Origin of the sequence: Actinokineospora terrae, assembly GCF_900111175.1 — a bacterium.
Taxonomy (GTDB): Bacteria; Actinomycetota; Actinomycetes; order Mycobacteriales; family Pseudonocardiaceae; genus Actinokineospora; species Actinokineospora terrae.
Genome location: NZ_FOGI01000001.1, coordinates 626,734 through 639,382, shown reverse-complemented (window position 1 = coordinate 639,382; position 12,649 = coordinate 626,734). Strand labels below are relative to the sequence as shown.

The following is a 12,649-nucleotide window of genomic DNA, read 5'->3' as shown; positions in this document are numbered from 1 at the left end:
AGGAGGACGGGGCATGTCGCGGCGACTGCAGCCCGCGGGGTCTTTGCGTGCCTATTTCGGCTGGCGGTTGCGCCACTGGCGGCGCGCGCGGGGGATGTCCCAGACCGAGCTCGGTGCTCGGCTCGGCTACGGGGACTCCCACCTGAGCAAGGTCGAGAGCGGCGACCGGTGGCCACCACCGGACCTGCCCGATCGGGCCGACCGGGTGCTCGACACCGGCGGGGAGCTGGCCGTGCTCTGGCCGTTGGTCGAGCGTGAACGCCAAGAGGGCCCAAGACAAACGGAGCCGGTAGCGCCATCGACACCGTCGAGCCCGACAGCGCCAGAGGCGATGGAAGCTCTCTTAGGCGCATATCACGCCGTCGGCTCCCAACTGGGCGGCCGAGACTTGGTAGTGCCGCTGGAGCACTACACGCGCACGGTCGTGCAATGGCAGGCAGCGTCAACAGCACCCGGCTTGTCTCGCCTGGCCGCACGGTTCGCGCAACTCGCGGGGTGGGCGCGGTTCGACGGCGCGGACTACCCCACCGCCCAGTTCTGGTACACGTGCGGCCTGCACTGGGCCACGCAGGCCGACGACCGCGACCTGATGAGCAGGCTGTTGGCCAGGCAGAGCTCGGTGCACTGGTCGGTCGGCAACGCGGCGGGCGCGATCGCGCTGGCCGAGCGGGCCCGGCTGGTCGACGGGGCGAGTCCCGGCGTGCGGGCCTGGGCGTGCCTGGCCGAGGCGCGCGGGCACGCACTGGCTGGTGATCGCCTGCCGTGCGAGCAGCGGCTCGACGAGGCGGCCGCGCTGCTGGCGGCGGCGGACCCGGTCACCGAGCCGTGGGCGACACCTTCGGTGCTAGCGCTGGCCACAGGCACCTGTTACCGCGACCTGGCCGCGCGCAGTGACCACTCCGGGTTGGCGAACAGCGCGGTCGACCACACCCAGCGCTCACTCGCCGCGGTACCGACCACGAACGAACACGACCGCGCGGTCATCGCGACCCGATTAGCCAGTTCCCACACACACGCGGGTCAACCGGACGAAGCCGCGTCGGTGCTCACCACGCTGTTAGACCCACCGTCTGGCCCCCACGGCTCAGCGAGGGTAAGGGCCGAGATGCGCGTAGTGCACACCCAACTCACCGAGCACTGGCCGACCGTTGGCGCTGTGCGGGAACTGACCGATCTGGTACGAACCAACCTGCCCGATTGAACGGGAAATGGACCTGACCGGTGCCGAGGCGTCGACACCGGTCAGGTCCTCAGGGGCGGCAGGTGGTCTCTAGCACCGTGCAGCACCTACAGGGACATGGTCACGGGGACACGTTGTCGATCAGGTCCTTGATCTCGTTGTAGATCAGGTTGATCCGGGCGCCCTGGTTGCCGGGGCACCCGCCCAGGTGGTGCAACGCGATGACCTTGTGGTTGGCCGCCAGCACCGGGGAACCGGAGTTGCCGCCGGAGGTGTCGCAGCTGTAGCTCATGTTGTACGAGTCGGACGCCGCGCTGCGCACGGTGCACAGCGGACCGCCCTGGGTGTTGTCGTAGATCGACAGCCGCTTCGGTTTGCCGTCGCCATGCCCGGGGATGTAGATCCGCTCACCGGCGACCGGGTCGCGCACGTCAAGGTACAGCGTGCCGTACTTCTGGATCGACGCGAAGTTGTTCACTGAGAACAGCGTGTAGTCGAGTCGGGCAGACCCACCGGGGCTGGTCTTGTAGAAGGTCGCGCCACTGACCTTGGTGCCAGCACCTGGGTTATTACCGCCGCAGGTAGCGCAGTCGTAAGCGAACTGGACCTCCGACGAGGTCACCGCGGACTGGGTCGCGATGCAGTGGTTGTTGGTCAGCACGCGGTTGGTCGTGCCGACGCGCCACGCGGTGCAGAGCCCGCCGCCGCTGATGAGCAACCGCGCCACCGCGTTCGACTTCGCGTACTCGGTGGGGTGGCTGGTCTTGTAGCAAACGGTGTCACGCCTGGCGTCGGTGCCACACACACTGAAGAAGGTGGGGTTGTTGGCCCTGACTTCCTCAGGTGAGTAACCGCGCCAGTAGCGGTCGACCTTGAAGCCAAGGCCGCGAGTCGCGTCGGCCGTACGCGCCGAGGACTTGTGCAGGGTCACGACAGCGGTGTCGCCGTCGATGGACATCGCGGCGAAGCCCTTGCGGCCGTGCCGGGTGAAGTCGCTGTCGCCCGCGCGCGCCGCACCGGCGGTGGGGTCACCGTGGTAGGTGTGGACCTCGCGCCCGGTCGGGTCGGCGACGGTCACGAAGTCACCGCCCGCCAGCCGCAGCGATTCGAAGTGGACCTTGATGTAGCTCGCTCCCGGCTGCTTGATCTCTTGCCGGTCGGTGCCCGCGTAGGCGACGGTGCTGCCGAGGACGGTCTCCTCGCCGACCTTCATCGCGCCGGAGGCGGGTGCGGCAGGGGCTTGCGCCGCTGTCGCCTGGGGTTCGGACGAGACCCACGCAGGGCCGAACATCGCACCGCCTGCCGCGAGGGCAAGGGCGAGCACAACGATCGGGGTTCGGGCCACGTTCTCCTCCTATCAGTGGATGCGCTAACCGTGATTAGCGGGACATATCGCTCCCGGTATACGCGGCCGCCGACATCGCCCGATAGGCGTCGAACCTTGACCAACCCCCTGTCAACCACTCGACCGTCACACCTTCGGCCCGCGCGACGATGGACTCCCGCGGCCTTTGGCGCTCCACAGTGGACTATCCGACCCGCTCCCCCGCCGCCGAGGCCAGCTCGACCCCGTGCGGTTCGGTGCGCGCCACCGGACCGCACAACCACGACGCGACAGCCCCCACCAGGCACAACGCGATAGCGCTACCGAAGGCGATCGCGAGTCCCGTGGAGAACGGCCCGGAGATGAGGCTCGGGAAGAACCCGCGGCCGGTCAGGTACGCGGCCTGGTCCGGCGGCAGGCTCATGAGCTGGTCACCTAGGAGCTGTCGGATCGGGTTGTAACCGAGGAAGGCCGCGAACAGCACCGCCACGGCGGGAAGCGAGGCGACCTGGTCGGCGGAGGCAGCGGACACGCCGTGCGCCTGCAAGCCGGTACGTAGTGCCTCCGGCAGGCTGCCCGCGAAACCGACGACGATCAGGCTGAAGAAGAAGCCGATGGACAGGACCATCGCGGTGTTCTGGAAGGTCGTCATCATCCCCGAGCCAGAGCCCCGGGTGTGTGCGGGCAGGCTGTTCATGACCTCGGCGCGGTTAGGCGAAGAGAACATGCCCATCCCCACGCCGTTGAGTACGAGAACGGCCGCGAACGCCAGGTACGGGAAGTCCACCGGTAGCGCTATCAGCAGCACGAACGACAACGCGGTGAGCAGCATCCCGGTCGTCGCGAGCATCCTACTGCCCAGGCGGTCGGACAAGATGCCGGACGCGGGCGCCGAGAGCAGGAAGCCCACGGTCATCGGGACCATGTAGATGCCCGCCCACAGCGGCGTCTGCTCGTAGCTGTACCCGTGTTGCGGCAGCCAGATGCCCTGCAACCACACGATCAGCACGAACTGCAGCCCACCGCGCCCCAGCGACGCCGCGAAGTTGGCGACGTTGCCCCAGGCGAACGACCGCGACCGGAACAGCGACAGGTCGAACAGCGGGCTGGCGACCCTGCGCTCCACCAGCACGAACACCCCGAGCACCGCGACCCCGCCGAGCAGGCACGCGAGCACGAACGGGCTGCCCCAGCCGGTCTGCGAGTGGCCGTGGGGCTGGATGCCGTAGGTGATGCCGACCAGCACCGCGACCAGGCCGACGGCGAAGGTGAGGTTGCCCCACCAGTCCATCGGCGCGTGCCCGCGCACCCCTGTGTCGTGCAGCTTCAGGTACGCCCACACGGTGCCGACCAGCCCGAACGGGACCGACACCAGGAACACCAGGTTCCAGTTCACCGGCGCGAGCACCCCGCCGACGACCAGGCCCAGGAACGAGCCGGAGATCGCGGCCACCCCGTTGATGCCCAGCGCAATGCCGCGCTGGTGCGCCGGGAAGGCGTCGGTGAGGATCGCCGAGGAGTTGGCCATCAGGAACGCGCCGCCGACGCCCTGCACGACCCGCCAGCCGATGAGCCAGAGCGCGGCGGCGTCCCCGGTGAACCAGGTGACGGCGAGCAGGACCGAGGACACGGTGAACACCGCGAAGCCCAGCGTGTACATCCTGGCCCGGCCGAACATGTCGCCGAGGCGGCCGAAGCCGACCACCAGCACGGCGGTGACCACCAGGAAGCCCATGATCATCCACAGCAGGTAGCCGGTGTTGGCCGGGTCGAGCGGGTCGATGCCGATCCCGGCGAAGATGTCCGGCAGCGCGATCAGCACGATCGAGGAGTTGATCGTGGCTATCAGCATCCCCAGCGTCGTGTTCGACAGCGCGATCCACTTGTAGCGCGGCCCCGGGGTGGCCCCCGCCGCGCGCTCGGTCCGTGTCACTTAGCCATGCTAAGCAAAACGATTGCCCCAGGGCAATGACCTGTCCGTCACACCGACCGGAATGACCGGTTCGACCGCCTGCCAACCCAGGGCGATGCCGGCAAACCCAGCGTTGACCGGCCCGATCCCGGTGTTTCACGTTTTCCGCCGAACGCGGGTGCCAAAAGCCGGACAGCGCGGAACCAACGGGGTAGACCGAATGTTGGAAGCGCGCACCGCTTTCCGCACAATCGTTGCACCATGCGGCTGACAACGGCGGGAATGGCGCTGCGGAACGGGTTCGCCGCTCACTACACTCGATTCCCGAACCAACGCACAACCGACCCGCGCGCGGGCGGCGCCGGATCCGGGGAAATCCAGGGCGGGGGTGGGGGCGGTGGAAGCCGCGTTCGGGGTGCTCGGTTCGACGGCGTTGCGGCTCGACGGGGAGTTGGACGCGCGGTGGGCGCCCGCCAAACCGAGGGCGATGCTGGCCGCGTTGCTGGTGGCACCCGGCGGGGCGCTCGCGGCCGCGGCCCTGGCGCGCTGGGTGTGGGGCGACGACCAGCGCAGGCCGGGCAACACCGCCGCGACGCTGGACGTGTACGCGACCCGGATTCGCAGGCTGCTCAAGCGGTTGCCGGTGCCCGCGAGCCTGCGCGGTGACCGCGGCACGTACCGGCTGGACACCGACCGCTCCGCCATCGACTACTTCCAGTTCCGCGAGCTGGCCACGACCGCGCGCGAGCACGCCATGCGGGGCGATCACGCGGGTGCCGCGCGGTTGTCCGACCGGGCGCTGCGGTTGAGCCGGGGGAAGCCGCTGGAGGACCTGCGGTCACCGGACGCGATGGCCTGGCGGGCGCGGTTCGAGCGCGAGGAGCTGATCCCCGCGCACAGCACCCACCTGCGCGCCCTGTTGGACCTCGGTCGGGGCGACGAGGCGTTGGCGCTGTTGGACGTTCTGCTGCCGGAGCACCGCGATAGCCTCGCGTTGCACAAACTGCGGCTGGTGGTCCTGCACGCGCTGCGCCGGGTCGAGGAAGCGGGCGAGTACTGCCTGGCCGTGCGCGGCTCGCTGCGTGCTGACGGCGACATCCAGGCCGCCGAGCACCTGTTGCACCATCACGAGTCACTGGTCGCAGGCGGCCCGTCGGCGCCACTCCCCCGCAAGCCGCGGCAGCTGCCCCACGACGTGACCGACTTCGTTGGCCGGGCAACGGAACTGGCGGCGCTCGACGCGGCAGTGGAGGCCAGGCGGGGAATGGTCGTGCTCGAAGGGATGCCCGGTGTCGGCAAGACGGCGCTGGCCGTCCACTGGGGACACCAGGTCCGCGGCCACTTCCCCGATGGCGACCTTTTCGTCGACCTGGCAGGCCATTCCGGGCAGCCACCTGCCTCGCCCGCCGCGGTCGTCGACGAGCTGCTGGCCGGTCTCGGTGAGCAGCCGGACAGTTCCGCGACGCCCCTGGTCCGCGCCGCGGCGCTACGCCGGGTGCTGGCCAGCAAGCACCCGCTCGTCGTGCTCGACAACGCCCGCGGTGCCGACCAGCTGCGTCCCCTGGTGCCGTTGTTGACCGACTGCCTGGTGGTGGTGACCAGCCGCACCGCGCTGACCTCGCTCGACGTGCGGCGCGTCCAGGTCGGGCCGCTGTCGCGGGCGGAGTCGACGACCCTGCTCAGCACCCGCCTCGGGCGCGACGACGCCGGGCTGTGGGCCGAGGTGGTCCGGCTGTGCGGCGGCCTGCCGCTGGTGATCGCCGTGGTCGGCGGGCACGTCGCCGAGTACCGGCTGCGCCGCGGCTCGGTCCCGGCCCGGCGCTTGCTGCTGGAGCTGGGCATCGACGCCGATGGCGACACCTCGCCGCAGACCTTGTTCACGTGGTCCTACCGCGCGCTCCCACCGCACGCGCGCGACCTCTTCCGCGCGCTCGGCACCCATCCTGGCAGTGAGTTCAGCGTGTCGGCCGCTCGGGCTTGTTGGGGCGGTGGCGATCCACGCTTGGCGCTGTCTACTTTGGTCGATGCGAACCTGTTGGAGCGCAACGGAGAGCGGTTCCGGTTCCATGATCTCATCCGGGAGTGCGCCCACCGCATCGCGCACACCGACGACCCGCCTGCCCGTCGTCACGCCGCGGAGCGCCGGATCTTGGCTTACTACCTGGGATCCGCGATCGCCGCTCACGACACCCTCTACCCTGGACACTCCACTGGTCCACCTCCCCCGCCTGAGCCTTTGGTGCTGCCGACGCGGTTCACCGGCGCGGAGTCCGCACGGGAGTGGTTCGCGGCCGAGCAGGTGAACCTCATGGCTGCCATGGTGTTCGCCGCCCACTCGGGGCACCACGGGTACGCGTGGCGGTTGCCGCACGCGGCCAGTCGGTACCTGCAACGCAACGGCCACCACGAGGAATGCAGGCTGGCAAGGGAGATCGCGGTCGACTCCGCCCGGCGCGACGGGAATGCCGAGGCGGAGGCGTCGTCGCTGGCGGACCTCGGGCTCACGTACCTCACGTTGGGACGGTTCGCGGACGCTGAGCGCGCCTTGCTGCGCGCGCGGGAGTTCGCCGACACGACCGGAAACGTGCGCGGCCAGGGTGTGATCCGGTTCCACTTGGGCAGACTGGCGCTGCAACTCGGCGACGCGGATCGTGCGATCGGGTTGCTCGGCGAGAGCCTCGGTTTCGCCGAACGCGGCCACGACGGTCAGGGCAGGCGGTGGACACTGCACGCGCTGGGCGACGCACTGCTGGCCGCGGGCAGGCACGGCGAGGCGCTGACCGCGTTGCGCGAGGCGGAGCGCCTCGCGGTGGCGGGCGGCGACGAGTCGGCCAGGGCGAGCGTCCTGGCCGGGATCTGCGCGGTGTGGCGCGCCCGCGGCCGCTTCCCGGAGGCCGCGGCGTACGGCGAGGCGGCGCTGCGCACGGCCGAGGAGGCCAGGGACTCGGTGATCGTCGTGGCCACCCTGGTCGCGCTGACCGAGGTCGAACACGCCCGAGGCGCCCTAGCCGCGGCCGAGACCCTGGCCAGACGCGCAATAAACCTGGCTGACCGCGTACACGACCTCCCCACCCACGCCAAATCCCTCAACCTCCTCGGCGACGTCCTGGTCGGGCAGGGCAGGACCCCACAGGCCCACACAGCCTGGCGAGACTCGGCGGCCTTGTACGACCTGATGGGGAACGCGGCCCACTACAACGCCGTACTGGCCAAGATCCCCCGAGCCTGACCTTCCCTCCGCGCAGGGCTGCCGCACCCACGCCGCAGACCACTCTGTCCACAACCCTTCGAGCCATCCACAGCCTCTGCCGTACCCCTATTGACAAGTGGCCAGGTTCGATACGTTCAGGAATGGGCCCCCGGGAGGACGGGCCCCGGCCGCGGGGTTGATCTTGGGCGGATGGCCGGGCGCAAGGGACGCTGCGGACGGCGGAGTCGATCACCGGCGGGCGGCCGGGCGTGAGAGAAGCCCTGGGCCACGGAGTCGATCACGGGTAGGCAGCCCGGCGCGCAAGTGACTCCCGACCACTGGGTCGACCGCGAGCGGGCAGCCGGGCGCCAGGAAAGCCCTAGACCACAGAGTCGATCGCGATCGGGGCAGTCGGGCGCGAGAGACATCCGACCACAAAGTCGAACAGGCGCGGGCAGCCGAGCGCGAGAGACACTTCCCGACCGTGGAGTCGATCTGGAGCAGGCACCCGGACGCGGGAACGCGCCGGACCGCAGAGTCGAACACGTGCGGGCGGCCGAGTGCCAGTGAAGCCTCCGACCACCAAGTCGATCAGGGGCGGGCAGCCGGGCACGGGGACGCCCCGGACCGCAGAGTCGAACACGTGCGGGCGGCCGAGTGCCAGACAACCCTCCGACCACCGCGTCAATCAGGGGCGGGCAGTCGAGTGCGGGGAGCTCCTGACCGGCGGAGTCGAGTCAGGAGCGGGTGACCGGATGCACTGGGGGCAAACCGGGATCTGCCGACGCCCTTGGCTTTGCCGTGGGGTGCCTGCACTCCCCTCTGTCCACAACCCTTCGAGCCATCCACAGCCTCTGCCGTACCCCTATTGACAAGTGGCCAGGTTCGATACGTTCAGGAATGGGCCCCCGGCCCCCGGGAGGGCGGGCCCCGGCCGCGGAGTTGATCTTGGGCGGGGGACGGGCGTCCGGGGAGGCAACGGAGGGTTTTTTGTTGCCTGAGAGAGTTGACTTCACTCGAACGGGTGGACCAAGATGGCGGGTAAGGATCTTCGTCTGGCGTGTCGCGTGGCTGGGTGCTGCTGCTGAGCGCTATCCCCGAGGAGTCAGTCGACTGTGCGCAAGAAGTTCGCCGCGATCGTGTTCGTCGTGTTCACGCTGACCGTCGTCAATGCTCAGCCCGCGCTTGCCTGGTGGGACTACCACTAGCGCGGTTGCGCGGACAGGGCGGTCAGCCGCTCGAAGAGGTCCACATGGGTCAGTCCGCAGAAGACGGCCAGGTCGGCGACCGCCTTGGGTTCCAAGTGGACCACGCCGTCGTCGCCGGGGTCGGTGGTGAGGCGGTGGTGGGCCCAGCGGCGGATCGGGTGCAGGTCCGGGGTCCGGTCGGCGGCGAGCGCGCGCAGGTCCACCGAGCAGACCAGCAGGTGCGGTTGGACCTCGGCCTGCCGCAACGCGGTCGCCAGGACTTCCGGCGCCGGGATGCCCAACGCCTCGCAGATCGAGACGAACCGGGCCAGTGTGCACTGGCGGATGCCCAGTTCGTACGTCGCGATCGTCTGCGAGTGGACCTCCAGGTCGAGCCGGGCGACCAGTTGCGCCCGCGTCCACCCGCGATCCTCGCGCGCGGTGCGCAACTCGTGCCCGATCGCGCGCAGCAGCCTCGGATTCGACAACACCCGTTCGCGGCGGTCGCTCACGCCACCCCCCAGAACTCGCCCGGATTCCCCAAGCGACAATCGCGGACCGCGACGCCCGCGTTACCCCGCGGCGCCCGAATCCCCGTGTTTCCGCCGCTGTGCGGATCCGATTTTCCCCGACAGCCCCGAATCCTTCACCGGTGGCTCAGGGGCCGTCAACCGCCGCGCCTCGCCATTCACACACTGTGAAGGAGCCTTCGGGTCGTGGCTTCCGCGCACCTCCGCCCTGGTGCTTGACTGGGGGCATGACCACTGCTGACGCGACCGCGCGGGCACCGCGGGCCTCGATCATCACCGTCGACGACGACCCCGGGGTGTCCAGGTCGATCGCGCGGGACCTGCGCGCCCGGTACGGCGCGACCTACCGGGTCGTGCGGGCGGAGTCGGGCGAGCAGGCGCTGGAGGCGGTGCGGGAGATCAAGTTGCGCGGCGAGGAGGTCGCCGCGCTGCTGGCGGACTACCGGATGCCGGGAATGTCCGGGATCGAGTTCCTGGAGCAGGCCATGGCGGTGTTCCCGTTGGCGCGCAGGGTGCTGCTGACCGCGTACGCCGACACCGACGCCGCGATCCGGGCGATCAACGTCGTCGACCTGGACCACTACCTGCTCAAGCCGTGGGACCCGCCTGCGCAGAAGCTGTACCCGGTGCTCGACGAGCAGCTGGCGGCGTGGACCGCTGCGGCCCGGCAGCCCGCGCGGCAGGTGCGGGTGGTGGGGCACCGCTGGTCGAGCCGGTCCTACGAGGTGCGCGACTTCCTGGCCCGCAACTCGGTGCCGTTCCGCTGGCTCGCGCTGGGCGAGGACGCCGAGGGCGAGCGGCTGCTGGCCGCGGCCGGGCAGGACGGGACGCGGCTGCCGGTGGTGGTCACCGAGGACGGCGCGGCGCTGGTGGAGCCCACCGACGCGCAACTGGCCGCGACGGTCGGCCTGAGCACGGTGCCCGCGACCGACTTCTACGACCTGATCGTGGTCGGCGGCGGCCCGGCCGGGCTCGGCGCGGCGGTCTACGGCGGGTCCGAGGGCCTGCGCACGGTGCTGGTGGAGCGGATGGCCACCGGCGGGCAGGCGGGCACCAGCAGCCGGATCGAGAACTACCTCGGCTTCCCCGATGGCGTCTCCGGCGAGCAGCTGACCGAGCGGGCGCGCAGGCAGGCGGCCAAGTTCGAGGTGGAGATGCTGACCACGCGCCAGGTGGTGGCCCTGGAACCGCGCGGCGCGGCGCGGGTCGTGCGCTTCGACGACGGCACGGAACTGGCCGCGCACACGGTGATCCTGGCGACCGGCGTGTCGTACCGGATGCTGGCGGCGCCCGGGCTCGACGACCTGTCCGGCCGGGGCGTGTTCTACGGCGCGGCGACCACCGAGGGACCGGGGTGCGCGGGCCAGGACGTCTACATCGTCGGCGGCGCGAACTCCGCGGGCCAGGCGGCGATGTACTTCGCCAGGCACGCCAAGCGCGTGGTGCTGGTGGTGCGCGGCGAGTCGTTGGACCGGTCGATGTCGCGGTACCTGATCGACCAGATCGCCGACGTGCCGTGCATCGAGGTGTTGACCTGCACCGAGGTCGTCGGCGGCACCGGCGGCGACCACCTGGAGACCTTGACGTTGCGGGACAACAAGACCGGTGAGTCGACGACCGTGGACGCGTCGTGGCTGTTCGCGTTCATCGGCGCCGCGCCGCGCACGGACTGGTTGGAGGGTACCCTTTCCCGTGACCGCAACGGGTTCGTGCTCGCGGGCCCGGACCTGGTGACCGACGGCGCCCGACCACCGGGCTGGGAGCTCGACCGCGACCCGTACCACCTGGAGACCAGCCTGCCCGGGGTGTTCGTCGCCGGTGACGTGCGGGCGGAGTCGGTCAAGCGGGTCGCCTCCGCGGTCGGCGAGGGCGCGATGGCGGTCTCGCTCGTGCACCGGTACCTGGAGAAGGCATGACACCCGACGAGATCCGCGGCCTGTTCCTGTTCGAGAGCCTCGACGACGAGCAGTTGGCGTGGCTGGCCGAGCACGGCGTGGTGGAGACCGACGCGGCGGGCACCGAGATCCTGAGCGAGGGCGCGGAGGCCACGTGCTTCTACGTGCTGCTGGAGGGCACGGTGTCGTTGCTGCGGACCATCGGCGGTGAGCGCGCGGAGATCTCCCGCACCGACCACCGGGGCTCGTACTTCGGCGCCACGCAGGCGTACCTGCAGGACGACGTGACCTCGCGGCGGATCTACCTGATGACCGTCGTCGCGGTCACCGACGTCCGGATGCTGCAGCTGCCCGCGGCCGAGTTCGGCCCGGCCGTGCGGTCGTGGTTCCCGATGGGCATCCACCTGCTGGAGGGCTTGTTCTGGGGCATGCAGGCCACCCAGGCGATCGTCGGACAGCGGGAACGGCTGCTGGCGCTGGGTTCGCTGACCGCGGGCCTGACCCACGAGCTGAACAACCCGGCGGCCGCCGCGGTCCGGGCGACCGCGGCCCTGCGCGAACGGGTCGCCGGTATGCGGCACAAGCTGTCGCTGCTCGCTTCCGGGGCGCTCGACCCGGCGACGTTGCCCGCGATGGTCCGGCTCCAGGAGGAGGCCGTCGAGCGCGTCGCGAAGGCCCCGCGACTGTCCCCGATAGACGCCAGCGACCGCGAGGACGAATTGGCGGACTGGCTGGAGTCCCTGGGGATCTCCGGCGGCTGGGAGTTGGCGCCGACACTGGTGGCAGGCGGTCTCGACGTGGCGTGGCTGGCCAAGGCCATCGGCAGCTGCCCGGCGAGCGCGGCCGAGCCCGCGGTGCGCTGGCTGGCGTACACGGTCGGGACCGAGGCGCTGATGGACGAGATCGAGGACGCCACCACCCGGATGTCGACCCTGCTCGGCGCCGCCAAGCAGTATTCGCAGCTCGACCGGGCCCCGTTCCAGGTGGTCGACGTGCACGACCTGCTCGACGCCACCCTGGTCATGCTGGGCGGCAAGGTCGGCGCGGTCACCGTCCACAAGGAATACGACCGGTCGGTGCCGCCGCTGCCGGGGTACGCGGGCGAGCTGAACCAGGTGTGGACGAACCTCATCGACAACGCGCTGGCCGCGATGGGCGGCACCGGCACGCTGACGATCCGGACCTCGCACCACGACGGCCGGTTGCTGGTCGAGGTCGTCGACACCGGCGCCGGCATCCCGCCGGAGGTGGTGGGGCGGGTGTTCGAGCCGTTCTTCACCACCAAGCCGGTCGGCGAGGGCACCGGGCTCGGCCTGGACATCTCGTGGCGGATCGTGGTCGCCAAGCACCACGGCGACATCCGGGTCGACTCGGAGCCGGGCAACACCCGGTTCCAGGTGTGGTTGCCGCTGACCCAGCCCTGATCGCTGG

Annotated in this window: 7 protein-coding genes; 4 read left to right on the top strand and 3 right to left on the bottom strand. The window is 70.5% G+C overall.

What is annotated here, in order from left to right; genetic code table 11:
• The first annotated feature begins 13 nt into the window (after positions 1-13).
• A complete protein-coding gene (locus BMY07_RS02520; RefSeq protein WP_177215391.1) occupies positions 14-1,201 on the top strand; it encodes a helix-turn-helix domain-containing protein in 1,188 nt (395 codons plus the stop codon).
• 100 nt (positions 1,202-1,301) lie between these two features.
• Here the strand turns inward: BMY07_RS02520 and BMY07_RS02515 are convergent, their stop codons facing one another.
• Both BMY07_RS02515 and BMY07_RS02510 read right to left on the bottom strand, forming a co-directional pair.
• Positions 1,302-2,525, bottom strand: coding sequence for a trypsin-like serine peptidase (locus BMY07_RS02515; RefSeq protein WP_245782148.1), 1,224 nt, complete (start codon positions 2,523-2,525; stop codon positions 1,302-1,304).
• Between the two features lie 184 nt (positions 2,526-2,709).
• Complete coding sequence (locus BMY07_RS02510; RefSeq protein ID WP_092774950.1) at positions 2,710-4,356, bottom strand: MFS transporter; 1,647 nt, start codon at positions 4,354-4,356, stop codon at positions 2,710-2,712.
• Positions 4,357-4,813: 457 nt separating this feature from the next.
• Between BMY07_RS02510 and BMY07_RS02505 the strand changes: the two genes are divergently transcribed.
• On the top strand, positions 4,814-7,645 hold the full coding sequence (locus BMY07_RS02505; protein ID WP_092774731.1) for an ATP-binding protein: 2,832 nt from the start codon (positions 4,814-4,816) through the stop codon (positions 7,643-7,645).
• A 1,165-nt stretch (positions 7,646-8,810) separates the two neighbouring features.
• On the opposite strand, the gene BMY07_RS02500 is transcribed toward BMY07_RS02505, so the two are convergent.
• A complete protein-coding gene (locus BMY07_RS02500) occupies positions 8,811-9,305 on the bottom strand; it encodes a helix-turn-helix domain-containing protein (RefSeq protein WP_245782147.1) in 495 nt (164 codons plus the stop codon).
• A gap of 245 nt (positions 9,306-9,550) precedes the next feature.
• Between BMY07_RS02500 and BMY07_RS02495 the strand changes: the two genes are divergently transcribed.
• Positions 9,551-11,239, top strand: coding sequence for an NAD(P)/FAD-dependent oxidoreductase (locus BMY07_RS02495; protein ID WP_092774730.1), 1,689 nt, complete (start codon positions 9,551-9,553; stop codon positions 11,237-11,239).
• On the top strand, positions 11,236-12,642 hold the full coding sequence (locus tag BMY07_RS02490; protein ID WP_092774729.1) for an ATP-binding protein: 1,407 nt from the start codon (positions 11,236-11,238) through the stop codon (positions 12,640-12,642). The genes BMY07_RS02495 and BMY07_RS02490 overlap by 4 nt, the downstream gene beginning before the upstream one ends.
• Positions 12,643-12,649: the final 7 nt, after the last annotated feature.